Source organism: Nocardiopsis halophila DSM 44494, from assembly GCF_000341245.1.
Lineage (GTDB): Bacteria > Actinomycetota > Actinomycetes > Streptosporangiales > Streptosporangiaceae > Nocardiopsis_A > Nocardiopsis_A halophila.
Genome location: NZ_ANAD01000240.1, coordinates 1 through 14026 on the forward strand (window position 1 = coordinate 1; position 14026 = coordinate 14026).

Below are 14026 nucleotides of genomic sequence, written 5' to 3' on the forward strand. Positions count from 1 at the left end.
AGGGCGGCGCCCAAGGGGTCGCTGTCGGGCGAGCCCCACGCACGTGGGGATGGACCGAAGCCGACAGTCGGGCCCGCCAGGCCGGGGCGGCGAGCCCCACGCACGTGGGAATGGACCGAAGAGGAGGCCGCACCACGAGACGGACTGGTAGCGAGCCCCACGCACGTGGGGATGGACCGTCGGCGGTGGGCAGCAGCGGCTCCTGGCGGCGGCGAGCCCCACGCACGTGGGGATGGACCGCGGGTCGTGTGCCTGTGGTTGGGATGCCATCGTCCCTGGTCCTGAGGGGTGGGCGAGGGGATCGCTGGGGCTCCGTGCGGTCGGCGGCGTGTTCCGGAGCCTCGTTCCTGCTCGCCGGTGTGATGTCCCCCCGCGAGGAAGGAGTGTCCCGAGAGGTGTATATACAGTGAGGCAGGGCATGGGACGCGTCGAATCGGTCGGAAACGTGAACCCGGAACCGGTTTGGCACGGTATTTTCGGGACACTGACGCAGGGCGTCCTCCGGTGAGCGCCTCCTCGGCCGCCACCGCCGGTGCGCCGTGCGCCCGACCGGCGCGGCAGGCGCCCGCCCGCCGCGGTCCCGCGACGACGGATCTGGAGGGCTTCCTCGGTGACGTATCTGCTCGGTTTGCGCATGGAAGGGCGGACGGCGCTCGTCGTCGGCGGCGGGCGGGTCGCCCAGCGCCGCGTGCCGGTGCTCCTGGAGGCCGGCGCCGAGGTGGTGCTCGTCGCCCCTGAGGTCACCGCCACCCTCGAAGGCCTCGCCTCCGCCGGCCGGATCACCTGGCACCGGCGCGCCTACCGGGACGGCGACGTGACCGACCCCGCCAACGGCGACGTCCGCCTGGTGCACGCCGCCACCGACCGCCCCGAGGTGAACGCCGCCGTCGCCGAGGAGGCCGACCGCGCCCGCCAGTGGTGCGTGCGCGCCGACGACCGGCACGCCTCCTCGGCGTGGACCCCCGCCAGCGGCTCGGCCGNGGCCGCCGGCGCCACCGTCGGCGTGGTCGCCGACGGCGACCCCCGCCGCGCCGCCGGGCTGCGCGACGCCGTGGTGGAGGGCCTGGGCGACGGCAGCCTGGACGCCCGCCGCGGCCGCTCCCCGCTGCGCGGGGTGGCCCTGGTCGGCGGCGGCCCCGGCGACCCCGGGCTGATCACCGTCCGCGGCCGCCAGCTGCTCTCCCAGGCCGACGTGGTCGTCGTCGACCGCCTGGCCCCCATGTCCCTGCTCGACCGGCTCCCCGCCGACGTCGAGATCGTCGACGCCGCCAAGATCCCCTACGGCCGCTCCATGACCCAGGAGGACATCAACACCCTGCTGGTCGAGCGCGCCAAGGAGGGGCGGTTCGTGGTGCGCCTCAAGGGCGGCGATCCCTTCGTCTTCGGCCGCGGCGGCGAGGAGGCCGCCGCCTGCGCCGCCGCCGGGGTCCCGGTCACCGTGGTGCCCGGCGTGACCAGCGCCCTGGCCGCCCCGGCCAGCGTCGGCGTGCCCGCCACCCACCGCGGCGTCTCCCAGGAGGTGCACGTGGTCTCGGCGCACGTGCCGCCCGAGGACGAGCGCTCCACCGTCGACTGGGAGGCCCTGGCCCGCTCCAACGGGACCATCGTCGTCCTGATGGGCGTCGAGCGGGCGGAGGCCGTGGCCGAGGCCCTGGTCCGGCACGGCCGCGCGCCCTCCACCCCCGTCGCCGCCGTGGAGGACGCGACCCTTCCCACCCAGCGGGTCACCGCCGCCACCCTGGAGACCGCGGGGCCGGTCCTGCGCGAGGCCGGGGTCCGCCCGCCGGCGGTTCTCGTGATCGGTGAAGTGGTCGACGCGGCCCGGGAACTTGACATACTGCACTGGGGGGCGGGGGAACCCGCGGGGCGCGCGGGATCGGACCCCGCCGCGGGCGACCTCCGGTGACGACCACGGGCTCCGGGCCCCAGGGCCCGGGATCCGCGACCTGGACCGACGACGAGAGGGGCGGAAGCGCGATGTCTCGGCCGCCTGCAGTTCCGGACGTGGCCGACGCCGACGACGGGTTCGGCGGCGCCGGTCCGGAGCCCGGTTCCGCCCTGGCCGCCTCCCCGGGGCCGCCCGCGGCCGGGCCCGCGCGGGACGGAGGCCCGGGGCGGGCCAAGCACCGCGGACGGGGTACCGGCGACACCCGCTTCGAGGCGGTGCTGGAGAACCTGCGCACCCGGATCCGCGGCCTGGAGTTCGCCGAGGACCTGCCCGGCGCGGCCGAGGGCGCCTCGGCCCGCGCCGACGTGCTGCACCAGCTGGAGGACTTCGTGCTGCCGCGGGTGCGGCGCCCCGACACCCCGCTGCTCATCGCCGTGGCCGGGTCGACCGGCGCGGGAAAGTCCACCCTGGTCAACAGTCTGGTCGGGGAGCAGGTCACCACCACCGGGGTGCGCCGGCCCACCACCAACAGCCCGGTGCTGGCCTGCCACCCCGACGACGTCGACTGGTTCAGCGAGGCCTCCTTCCTGCCGACCCTGCCCCGGGTGCGCCAGCAGGGCCTGGCCATGCCCGGCAAGGACGGGATGCTGGTGCTGGCGGCCAGCGAGTCCATGCCCAAGGGCGTCGCGCTGCTGGACACCCCCGACGTGGACTCGGCGGTGGCCGCGCACCACGAGTTCGCCGCCAAGTTCCTCGACGCCGCCGACCTGTGGGTGTTCGTCACCACCAGCCGCCGCTACGCCGACGCCCGGGTGTGGGAGTTCCTGCAGGTGGCCCGGGACCGCGACACCTCCATGGCGGTGGTGCTCTCCCGGGTGCCCGCGCGCGGGCGACAGCAGCTGCTGGACCACTTCGGCGCCATGCTGGAGGCCAACGGCCTGGGCGGGGCGTCCCGGTTCACCATCCCCGAGACCGACCAGATCGAGGGCGAGCGCTTCACCTCCAACGTGGCCGACCCGATCCGCTTCTACCTGGCCGACGTGGCCGGTGACCTGAGCGAGCGCGCCCGGGTGTCGCGACGCACCTTCATCGGCGTGATCGACAGCTTCCGCAACCGGGTGCCCGAGCTCGCCCGCCAGGTCGAGGTACAGGTGGAGGTCGGGCAGGGCCTGGAGGCCTCGGTGCGCTCGGCCTACGGAGAGGCCGCCGACGAGATCTCCGAGGCCCTCGAGGACGGTTCGCTCCTGCGCGGCAACCTGCTGGCGCGCTGGCAGGACATCGCCGCCAGCGGCGAGCTGATGCGCACCCTGCGGCTGCGCGGGAAGCGCAAGGCGAAGGCCGCCGAGGCCGCGGCACCGCGCGTGGAGGCGCTCCAGGAGGCGGTCCGCGGCGCCTTGGAGGCGCTGGTGGTGGCCGCCGCCCAGCGCGCGTCCGACCGGGTCGCGGAGTCCTGGGCGCAGGTGCCCGGAGGGGCGCGGCTGGCCGAGGCCTGCGAAGGGGAGGGCGCCGACGGCTTCCCCGCGCGGGTGCGCACGGCCGTCGCCGAGTGGCAGGACACCGTCGCCTCGATGATCACCGCCGACGGGGCCACCAAGCGCAGCGTCGCCAAATTCGTCACCTTCGACAAGGAGGCGTTCACTCTGGTGCTGATCGTCGAGTTGCTGGGCTACCCGCGGCTCGACGAGGCCAGGCGCGGTTCGGGCCCCTCGCCGCAACGGCTGCTGAAAGGGCTCTTCGGAGCGGAATCGCTGCGTAGCATAGGTGTCGCGGCCCGGGACGACCTGCGAGGGCGGATCGGCGGGCTGCTGAGCACCGAGAAGGCGCGTTTCACCGACGCGCTCTCGGCGGCCGGCCTGCCCGGCGAGGACGACGCCGTCCAGCTCTACCAAGCCACGTACAACCTTGAGATTGCGCGATGACCACTCACCGGAACCCCGCCCAGGCGGATGAGGAGCCGCAGGCGCCCGCGGACCGCGAGCGCCCCTCCGGCCCGGGCGCGGGCGAATGGACCGGGTACGTCGTTCCGGCCGGCGGCGACGCCGGCTGGCTGCACTCGGCCCCGTCCCGCTCGGCGGAGCCCGAGGGCGATGCGTGGCCGCCGTCGCGGCCGGAGTCCGGGCCGCAGAGCGCCTACCCGTCGCTGCGCCGTGCCGTCGACGAGCGCTCCGGTGACGGCGGGCGGGACGAGGGCCCCGTCAGCGCCGCGGCAGGGGCGGACGCGGACGGCCCCGGGGAGGAGGCGCCCGCGGACGCGGAGCAGCCGCCGGAGCACGTGGACCACGGTGCCGACTCGGGCTCCTACCCGTCGCTGCGCAGGGCCGTGGACCGGTTCGACGAGGGCGGTGGCGGGCCCGCGGGCGCTTTCGCGCCGCACCGGGCCGCGGCCGGTGGGGGACCGGCCGACGAGGGACGTGAGAGCGGTGCCGCCCCGGAGGCCGGGGAGGGCGCGGAAGGCGGCGGCGCGCCGGCCCCCGGCCGGGACCGGGAGGAGGAGCGGCGCGATCGCCCCTCGCGCGGCCGCCACGCCGCCCCGCGCCGCAGGCGGTCCGAGACCGAAGGGGCGCAGCCCGCGGCCGAGGGCGCCCCGCAGGGAGGGGCCGACGGGTCCGAGGCGGGCGACGGTGCCGAGCAGGCGGACGCCGCGCGCGGCGAGGGCGACTTCGACGACCCCGACGGCCTCGCCGGCTGGGTGGGGAGCCTGGCCGAGGCGGTCGACGCCGACGCCGACACGCGCATCGCCGGGCGCAGGCCCACCGGCTCGTTCCCGGCCGTCGACCCGGAGACGGGCAGGCCCCGGGTCGAGCAGGAGGCGGACCAGGCCCGGCGTTCCGGCGCGGACGACACGGACGGTACGGGCGACACAGGCGTTACGGGCGCGACGAGCGGCGCAGAGGGTGCGGGCGGCGCCGATGCGGCCGACCGCGGCGAGGAGCCCGCCGCCCGCGACACGGCTCCCGGCGGCCGTCCCGAGGACGCGGAACCGGCCGGGTCCCCGGCCGCGGGCGCGCAGGAGCGAGGGACCGCCGAGGAGCCCCCCGCCCCTGCGGCTGAGGTGGACGAGCCCGTCGAGTCTGTCGAGCCCGTCGAATCCGTCGAGGGCGCGGAGAGCGTCGGGGCCCCCGACGCCCCTGAGGCGCCCCTCGCCGATGCGGCGCACGACGACCGGGCCGATGAGGAGCCCGCCCGGTGGGACGAGGCGGACCAGGAGCCCGCCCCCGCCCCGGTCTCGGCGTTCGCCGACGATGACGACGATTACGTGCCCACCACGCGCGAGTACTGGCAGCCGATGCCGGAGACCACGCGCGAGCAGCTCATCGAGCGCCTCGACGGCCTCGCCACGGTGCTGGAGATCGGCGGGGACGACCTGGGTGCCGAGGAGGCCGCTCGGGCCCGCCACCTGCTCAACCACGCCGGCGGGCGGCTGCGGCTGTCGGCGGCGCACACCGTGGTCGCGCTGGCCGGCGGCACCGGAAGCGGCAAGTCGTCGCTGTTCAACGCGCTGTGCGGGCTGGAGTTCTCGCGCGTGGGCATCACCCGGCCCACCACCTCCAGCGCGCACGCCTGTGTCTGGGGCAACGAGGGCGCCGACGAGCTGCTGGGGTGGCTGGGGGTGCCGCCGCGGCACCGCCACTCGCGCACCAGCGAGCTGGACCGGGACGACTCGGAGCTGTCCGGGCTGATCCTGCTGGACCTGCCCGACCACGACTCGGTGCGGGCGATGCACACCGCCGAGGCCGACCGACTGATCGGCGCGGCGGACCTGCTGGTGTGGGTGCTCGACCCGCAGAAGTACGCCGACGCGGCGGTGCACCACCGGTACCTGGCCGAGATGTCGGGGTACGGGGCGGTGACCGTGGCCGTGCTCAACCAGGTCGACCGGGTGGAGCCCGACGAGCTGGAGGAGCTCCTGACCGACCTGCGCCGCCTGCTGGAGACCGAGTCGGGGGTGCACCCGCGGGTGCTGACCACCTCGACCCTGACCGGGCAGGGCATCCGCGAGCTGCGGGACCTGCTGACCGAGACGGTGGTCGGGCGCCGCGCGCTGATCGACCGGCTGGTGGCCGACCTGGACGGGGTCGCGGGCAGGTTCGAGCGCTACCGCGGGCCGGAGGGCCCCGCGCCGCAGGGCGTTCCGGACAAGGACCGGGCGCGGCTGGTGGGCCGGCTGATGGAGGCGTGCGGGGCGGCGGCGCTGGCGGACTCGGTGGAGACCGCCTACGAGCTGCACGGGGCGCGCCGGGTCGGCTGGCCGGTCACCCGGTGGCTGGGGCGGCTGCGCCGCGACCCGGTGCGGCTGGCGCGGATGGACTTCCTGCGCGAGACGGAGGGCGAGGTCTCGGCCCGCCCCATCGAGCCGCAGGAGGCCGAGATCGAGCAGGCGGCCGTGGACACGGCCGAGGCCGTGGGGGAGGGCCTTCCGGCGCCGTGGCCCAAGCGCCTGCGCACGGCGGCGCGCGGCGGCGTCACCGGTCTGGCCGGGCGGCTCGGTACGGCCGTGGCGGGGTCGCTGCCGGAGGGCGTCGACGGTCCGGGCTGGTGGTCGGCGGTGCGCGCGCTGCAGTACACGCTGGTCGCCCTCGCCGGGGCCGGCCTGGCCTGGGCGGCGTTCGTGCTGGTGAGCTGGCTGGGCGGCGGCATCACGGGCCTGGCCGCCCTGGACTCCCCGGTCTTCCTCGGCCTCGCGGCGGCGGTGGCGGTCGCGGCCCTGGCGGTCGGCTGGCTGACCGGTGTGGGGTGCAGGAACCTCGTAGGCGTGGCCGCCTCCAAGCGCCGGGAGACCGTGGAGGCGAGGGCCGAGGAGGTCGTCGCCGAGGCCGCGGTGGAAGGCGTCGTCGCCCCTGTCGAGGAGGAGCTGGCCAGGTACCGCCGGTTCGAGGAGGCCTTGGAAGCGGCTTTGGCGACCAAGTCCGAGTAGCCCCGGGCAGAGGCCATCGGCCCACCGTTCCCCGCATGGGGGCGGTGGGCCTCGTGTTTTCCCCGGTCGATGGGCCCCGCGGCCTCCGCGCGCAGGTCCGTGCACGGCGACTCCGGTCGGCGGGGAGGACGGGCCGCAGACGCGGGGCGGACCGCGCTGCACGAGCGGGTCTCGGTCGAGTCTTTCGGCGGGGCTGTCGCTCCTGAACCGGGCCGCCCGGTTGCGGCGGTGCCGCCGCCGTGTGGTGGAGCTCTCATTGGCTCCCCAGGGAGCATTGGTCCCGTTCGAGGGAAAAGCCGCCTCTTCCCAGGGGGTGGCAGCGCTGAATGTAGGGGTTTCCGCTCGCGTCAACACAAGCGGCGATTATGGTGTCACTGGCTGTAATTCAGGGGCGGGGGCACCCGTCCGCGGTGCGAGTGGTCGGGTGCGATCGGGGGAGGTCGAGGTGGCGGTGGCCGAGCGGTGCGTCGCGCCCAGCGCACGGTCCCTGGTGAAGACGGTGCGCGGGTGGCCCGTCTTCGGCCAGTCGCCCCCCATGCTCGCCTTCATGGGCGCCGTCTTCCTGGCCGCCGTCGGGGCGCTCGTCCCCGCCGCGGCCGCCGCGCCCCTCCGGCTCCGGGACACGCTCCTGTTCTCGGCCCTGGTCCTGTGCGCGGCCCTGTGCGTGGAGGCGATGCGCCGCCTCGGAACCCCCTCCGGCCTCACCCGGGACCTCTTCGGCGCCTGGTGGATACCGACCCTGCTGCTCCTGCCCCCCGTCTACTCGCTCCTCATCCCCGTCCCCGTCTACCTGCTCATGCAGTTCCGGATACGCCGGACCATGGTGCATCGCAGGGTGTTCAACGCCGCCTCGGTCGCGTTCGCCGGGGCGGCGTCGTCATGGCTCTTCCACGCCGCCGCCGGCATCCCCGCGGGCCAGACCGAGCGGGCCGTCCCCGAGGTCCTCTTCACCCCCTCCGGCGCGCTGCTGGCCTTCGTGTGCTGCGCGCTGTTCACCGTCCTCAACACCGCGATCATCACCGTCGCCGTCCGCCTGAGCGCCCCCGACGCCCCCTGGCGCCGCCTGCTGTGGGACAGGGAGGCGGTCACCGTCGACAGCGTGGAGCTGTGCGTCGGCATCACCGTGGCCATCCTGTCCGGCCTGTCGGTGCTGCTCCTGGCCATCGCCCTCCCGCCGGTGCTGCTGCTCCAGCGCAGCCTGATGTACCAGCAGCTCCAGGAGGCGGCCCGCAACGACCCCAAGACCGGCCTGCTCAACGCCACCACCTGGGAGCGCGAGGCGGGGGCCGTCGTCGGGCAGGCCCGCCGCGACCGGCTGCGCGCGGCCGTGCTCATCATCGACATCGACCACTTCAAACGGGTCAACGACACCTACGGGCACCTGGTGGGGGACCGGATCCTCAACGCCGTGGCGGACGCCCTGCACGGGCAGCTGCGCCCGCGCGACGTCATCGGCCGGTTCGGCGGCGAGGAGTTCGTCGTCCTGCTCCCCGAGACCGACCTGGCCGACGCCTGCAAGGTGGCCGAACGCCTGCGCCGCCGGGTGAGCGTGCTGCGGCCGCAGGTGGACGGGGTCCCGGTCGACGTCACGGTCTCCATCGGGGTGGCCCTGCTCCACGTGCACGGGGACGACCTGGTCGACCTGCTGGCCCTGGCCGACCTGGCGCTGTACCGGGCCAAGGACGCCGGCCGCGACCGGGTGCGCCTGCCGATGACCGGGGAGGGGCTGATCCCCGACCAGCACCGGGCGGACGAGGCCCCGGCGCGCCGGACCGCCCGCGGTTCCTGATCCGGGGCCGGGCAGAGCGCCCGGGGCCACCACGGGCCCGTCGTCCACAGCGCGCTCGTCCACGGGCCGTCGTCCACAGGGCGCGCGTCCGTCCCCGCTCGGCGCGCGCACGCGAGCACAGTGGTGCGCATGAGCTCCGATGACCGCATTCCCCCGTCCGCAGCCACTCCGGACGCCGCCCCCGTACTGTCCCTGCGCACCCCCGAGGACGTCCTGCGCGCCGTCCCCGGCCTGGTCGGGCGCCGTCCCGACGACTCCGTGGTCGTGCTCGGCCTCACCGGTCCCTCCAACCGGGTGCGCCTGGCACTGTGCGCCCCCGCGGACGAGCCCCGCGACGCCTTCGCCCGCACGGTGGCCGACACGCTCGCCGACGAGGGCTGTTCCGCGGCGCTCGCCGTCGGCTACGGCCCTCCCGAGCGGATCACCCCGCGCATGGACGCCTTGCGGGAGGCGGTCCTGCGCCAGGGCATCCTGCTGCGCGACGCGCTGCGGGTCACCGACGGCCGCTACTGGTCCTACCTGTGCCCCTCGGTCGACTGCTGCCCGGCCGAGGGGGCGCCCTTCCCCGACCCGGCCGCCTCTGCCGCGCCCGCGCTGCGGACACCGCCCGGCGTGCCGGTGCCGCCCGCGCTCGCGGAGGCACGGGAGACGCCGTCGCCGGGCACGGCGCTCCCCGGGGCCGCCGAGGCCGGCCCCGCCCCCGTTGCGCCCGCCTCCGTCGCCCCCGTGGAAGGCCCCGAGCGCGCGCGGATGGACCGCGCCACCACCGCCGCCGAGGCCCGCTGCGCCCGCATGTGGAGCACGCGCGACCCCGGCGGCCATGCCGCCTTCGCCTCCGCCTTCCGCGCCGAAGGGCTGCGGGAGGTGCGCGCCGCCGTGGCCGGGGCGCTCGCCGGGCGCGCCCCGGAGGGGGCCGACCGGGTGGCCTGGCTGGCCCTGCTCCTGCTGTCGGTGCGGGTGCGCGACGAGGCGTGGGTGCGCATCCGCGCCGACGACGCCGCCCTCCACGCCGACCTGTGGCGCCGCGTGTTCCGCATGGCCGACCCGGCCTACGCGGCCGCCCCGGGGTCCCTGCTGGCCTTCGCGGCCTGGCTCGGCGGCGACGCCGCGCTCGCGGGGGCCGCCCTGGACCGGGTCGCCCGGCTGGCCCCCCGCTATTCGATGGCGGCGCTGATCCGCCAGGCGCTGGCGCACGGGGTGTCCCCGAAGCGGTGGCGGCCGGTCACGCCCGAGTGGCTGGAGCGCAACGCCCCGGCGGAGCCGGGCCCCGCCGCGCCGCCGGCGTCCGGGCCTCCCGCGCCCCAGCGGTCCGTGTTCCGGCCGTCCGAAGGGCCTCGAGCATCCGCGGAGCCCGAGGGGGCCGGGCGGCCCGACGGGCCGCCTGAGGCCCCCGAGGGGGACGGCCCGCCGCACTGAACCCGTGAGGGACCCGATCGCGCTCCGTGCATGTGCCGGGCACATGCGCGAACGCCCTAGGCTGGAGGCATGCCGGAGTACATCTTTACGATGAAAGACGTGCGCAAGGCGCACGGCGACAAAGTCGTCCTGGACAACGTATCGGGCTCTTTCCTTCCCGGAGCCAAGATCGGTGTCGTGGGGCCGAACGGCGCGGGCAAGTCCACCCTGCTGAAGGTGATGGCCGGCCTGGAGCAGCCGTCCAACGGCGAGGCGCGCCTGATGCCCGGGTTCACCGTGGGCCTGCTCGCCCAGGAGCCTGAACTCGACGCGGACAAGACGGTCCTGGAGAACGTCGAGGAGGGCGTCGCCGAGACCAAGGCGATGATGCAGCGCTTCAACGAGGTCGCCGAGAAGATGGCGACCGACTACTCCGACGAGCTCCTCGAAGAGATGGGCAAGCTCCAGGAGGCGCTGGACCACCGCAACGCGTGGGACCTGGACAGCCAGCTCGCCCAGGCCATGGACGCCCTGCGCTGCCCCGCGGGCGACGCCTCGATCAGCCAGCTCTCCGGCGGTGAGAAGCGCCGCGTGGCGCTGTGCAAGCTCCTCCTGGAGCAGCCCGACCTGCTGCTTCTCGACGAGCCCACCAACCACCTGGACGCCGAGAGCGTGCAGTGGCTGGAGCAGCACCTGGCGAACTACCCCGGCACCATCGTCGCCATCACCCACGACCGGTACTTCCTCGACCACGTCGCCACGTGGATCCTGGAGCTGGACCGCGGCCGCTTCTACCCCTACGAGGGCAACTACACCACCTACCTCGACAACAAGGCCGCCCGCCTCAAGGTCGAGGGCCAGAAGGACGCCAAGCAGGCCAAGCGGATCTCCGACGAGCTGGAGTGGGTGCGCTCCAACTCCAAGGCGCGCCAGACCAAGAGCAAGGCCCGTCTGCAGCGCTACGAGGAGATGGCCACCGAGGCCGCCAAGACGCGCAAGCTGGACTTCGAGGAGATCCAGATCCCGCCGGGGCCGCGCCTGGGCAGCTCCGTGGTCGAGGTCAAGAACCTCACCAAGGGCTTCGACGACCGCGTCCTCATCGAGGACCTGACCTTCTCGCTGCCGCCCAACGGCATCGTCGGCGTCATCGGCCCCAACGGCGTCGGCAAGACCACCCTGTTCAAGATGATCGTCGGCGAGGAGCAGCCGGACTCCGGCAGCATCTCGGTCGGCGACACCGTCAAGGTGTCCTACGTCGACCAGTACCGGGGCCGGATCGACGACACCAAGAACGTGTGGGAGACGGTGTCCGACGGTGAGGCCTTCATCCAGGTCGGCAACGTCGAGATCCCCAGCCGCGCCTACGTGGCCGCGTTCGGCTTCAAGGGGTCGGACCAGCAGAAGCCGTCCGGGGTGCTGTCCGGAGGTGAGCGCAACCGGGTGAACCTGGCGCTCACCCTGAAGCAGGGCGGCAACCTGCTGCTGCTGGACGAGCCCACCAACGACCTGGACGTGGAGACGCTGGGGTCGCTGGAGAACGCGCTGCTGGACTTCCCCGGCTGCGCCGTCATCACCTCCCACGACCGCTGGTTCCTCGACCGCGTCGCCACCCACATCCTGGCCTGGGAGGGCGGCTCGGACTGGTTCTGGTTCGAGGGCAACTTCGAGTCCTACGAGAAGAACAAGATCGAGCGCCTGGGTGCGGACGCGGCCCGGCCGCACGCCGTCACCCACCGCAAGCTCACCCGCGGCTGAGCACGAGCGCGAACGGTCCGGCATACGCGCGGCGGGCACCCTGCGGGGTGCCCGCCGCGTGCCGTTCGCGGGCACGCGGCCGTTCCGTTCCCGTTCCCTTCCCGACCCCCGCCCCGTCCGCCGCCGGACTCGCCCTCGGCGGCAGGTGCGCATAAGCTGGCAGCCGATTATGACTTCCGCGCGCGATGACCAAGTGACGTTCTACGACGCCGTCGGCGGCGAGGAGGCGTTCACCCGCCTCGTCCGCCGCTTCTACGAGGGGGTCGCCGGCGACCCGGTGCTCCGGGCGATGTACCCGGAGGAGGACCTGGGCCCGGCCGAGGAGCGCCTGCGCCTGTTCCTCATGCAGTACTGGGGCGGGCCGCGCACCTACTCCGAGCAGCGCGGGCATCCGCGGCTGCGGATGCGCCACTTCCCGTTCCGGATCGGCGCGGCCGAGCGCGACCGCTGGCTGGAGCACATGCGCGCCGCCGTGGACTCCCTCGAACTGCCCCGGGAACTCGACGCCCGGCTGTGGGAGTACCTGGTCTACGCCGCGCACAGCATGGTGAACGTGCCCGAGGAGGAGGACCGGCCGCAGGTCGAGGACCCCACCGGGATCACCGTCGCCTCCGCGTCGGAGGCCGCCGCGCGCGACGACCGCGACGACGACGGGGGCGAGACGGTCACGATCTCCTTGAAGTGACCGGGACGGCGGCCACGGCCGCCGCCGCGAAGACCGCGCAGGCGGCGAACACGGCGGGCAGCCCCGCCGTTTCGATCACCGGCGCCATCAGCACCGGGGTGAGCGTGGTGCTGACGGCCTGGAGCCAGTTCTGCGTGGCGAGCGCCCGTCCTGCCCACGTGGTCCCGGCGATCTCGGCCACCGAGGTGAAGGTGAGCCCGTTGTGGCTCATCGACAGCACCAGGCACACCAGCAGCAGCGGCACCGCGGTCCAGGGGGCCTGCGCGGGCGCGGTGGCCAGGAGCAGCAGGCAGCAGGTCGAGACCGAGGCGAGCGTGCGCACCGGGCGCATCCGCTCGCCGGTGCGGTCCGAGCGCAGGCCGAGCAGCAGCCGGCCGACGGCGCCGGGGACCTGCGCGGCGGCCACCACGGCGCCGGCGGCCGGGGCGGACCAGCCGTGCTCCTGGACGAGGTAGACCAGGGCGTAGGCCATGAGGGAGATCTGCGGGACGCCCAGCAGCATGCTCACCCCGTGCACCCGCCAGATGGTCGGAGCGCGGTAGGGGGAGGCGTGCCGGGGGCGGGGCGCGGGGTCTTCGGCGCCCGCCTCGCCTGTGTGCTTCCCGGCCGCCTCGTCCGTGGCGGTGGGCTTTGAGGGGGATGGAGGGGGCGCCGGGGACGACGCGGGCTCCGGGGACTCCGGGGGTGCCGACAGCAGCAGCACGGCGGGGGCGGCGACCGCGGCCAGGGCGGCGGGGAGCAGCATCGCACCGATGAATCCCCAGTGCTCGGCGGCGCTGGGCAGGACGACGGCGGAGAGGCCCATGCCCAGGGGGAGGGCGGACTGCCGGATGCCCATGGCCAGGCCGCGCTCGCGGGCGGCGAACCAGGACAGGATGAGGCGCCCGCTCGCCGCGTTCACCGGCCCGCCGGCGGCGCCGGAGAGAAGAAGTACGCCGCCGAGTGTCCAGGGGCCGGAGGCGAGGGGGAGCAGGGTGAGCGAACCGGCGGTCAGCGCCAGGCTGAGGGCCATGGTGGGGCGCTCGCCGACCCGGTCGATGACGACGCCCCAGGCGAGCAGCGTGATGAGCAGCCCGAACGCGGGAAGCCCGACCAGCATCCCGGCCTGAGCGGTCGACAGCCCGTAGGCGTCCCGGAGGTGGGGGAGGACGTAGGGAACCCCGTACATGGCGGCGACGCTGGCGATCTGCGCCACCATGCTGATGCACAGGATGACCCAACGATTCCGTACCCGCACCCGGCCAGCCTAGGAGGGGCGGCGCCGAGCGCAGGCGACCGGGTTCGCCAACGAGGGGGGTGGGCATTCGTCAGGTGGTGAAGGGCCGGGACACGTAAAGTGGCGCAGAAAAGCGCCCCGAAGACGACGACCCCCTGGTCAGTGACCGCTCCCCGCACGCGCGGGGATGGTTCCCAGGACTGGATGGACTCGATATCGGCCTTGCGCCGCTCCTGGATGATTCTCCGGCGCCATGCGGATCGACGGTCGTGTCCGCTGGGGTGGTGGAGCTATCGGCCGCGTCCTTGTGGGTGGTGCGACCGCTGCAGCGTGGTCGGCGCCCCCGCCCTGGGTGCGCGCCCCCTCCTCGCCGTTGATCTCGG

8 protein-coding genes are annotated in these 14026 nt (G+C 75.0%); 7 read left to right on the forward strand and 1 reads right to left on the reverse strand.

All coding sequences use genetic code 11. From position 1 onward, the window contains the following. Nucleotides 1-634 precede the first annotated feature (634 nt). The 7 genes from cobA to D450_RS0125545 all read left to right on the forward strand — a co-directional run bounded on the left by cobA (nt 635) and on the right by D450_RS0125545 (nt 12427). Complete coding sequence (gene cobA, locus D450_RS31280) at nt 635-1906, forward strand: uroporphyrinogen-III C-methyltransferase (protein ID WP_017541466.1); 1272 nt, start codon at nt 635-637, stop codon at nt 1904-1906. A gap of 71 nt (nt 1907-1977) precedes the next feature. Then, a complete protein-coding gene (locus D450_RS0125520; RefSeq protein ID WP_039820970.1) occupies nt 1978-3807 on the forward strand; it encodes a dynamin family protein in 1830 nt (609 codons plus the stop codon). Then, nucleotides 3804-6803 (forward strand): GTPase, encoded by a 3000-nt coding sequence (locus tag D450_RS0125525; protein ID WP_017541468.1) that lies wholly within the window; start codon nt 3804-3806, stop codon nt 6801-6803. Before D450_RS0125520 ends, D450_RS0125525 begins: the two co-directional genes overlap by 4 nt. Before the next feature lie 445 nt (nt 6804-7248). Beyond that, entirely contained in the window at nt 7249-8592 is a 1344-nt protein-coding gene (locus tag D450_RS0125530) for a diguanylate cyclase (RefSeq protein ID WP_017541469.1), read from the forward strand. 129 nt (nt 8593-8721) lie between these two features. Continuing rightward, entirely contained in the window at nt 8722-10008 is a 1287-nt protein-coding gene (locus D450_RS31285; RefSeq protein ID WP_152520913.1) for a DUF4192 domain-containing protein, read from the forward strand. Nucleotides 10009-10077: 69 nt separating this feature from the next. Further along, complete coding sequence (gene ettA, locus D450_RS0125540; RefSeq protein ID WP_017559610.1) at nt 10078-11742, forward strand: energy-dependent translational throttle protein EttA; 1665 nt, start codon at nt 10078-10080, stop codon at nt 11740-11742. A gap of 193 nt (nt 11743-11935) precedes the next feature. Next, nucleotides 11936-12427, forward strand: a complete 492-nt coding sequence (locus D450_RS0125545; RefSeq protein ID WP_017541471.1) for a globin — start codon at nt 11936-11938, stop codon at nt 12425-12427. Here D450_RS0125545 and D450_RS0125550 read toward each other — a convergent pair. Next, on the reverse strand, nt 12408-13664 hold the full coding sequence (locus D450_RS0125550; RefSeq protein ID WP_193789693.1) for an MFS transporter: 1257 nt from the start codon (nt 13662-13664) through the stop codon (nt 12408-12410). The genes D450_RS0125545 and D450_RS0125550 overlap by 20 nt on opposite strands. Nucleotides 13665-14026: the final 362 nt, after the last annotated feature.

Coding starts and splice junctions, on each gene's coding strand:
- D450_RS0125520 (WP_039820970.1), top strand. CDS start 1,978: ATGTCTCGGCCGCCTGCAGTTCCGGACGTGGCCGACGCCGACGACGGG.
- D450_RS0125525 (WP_017541468.1), top strand. CDS start 3,804: ATGACCACTCACCGGAACCCCGCCCAGGCGGATGAGGAGCCGCAGGCG.
- D450_RS31285 (WP_152520913.1), top strand. CDS start 8,722: ATGAGCTCCGATGACCGCATTCCCCCGTCCGCAGCCACTCCGGACGCC.
- ettA (WP_017559610.1), top strand. CDS start 10,078: ATGCCGGAGTACATCTTTACGATGAAAGACGTGCGCAAGGCGCACGGC.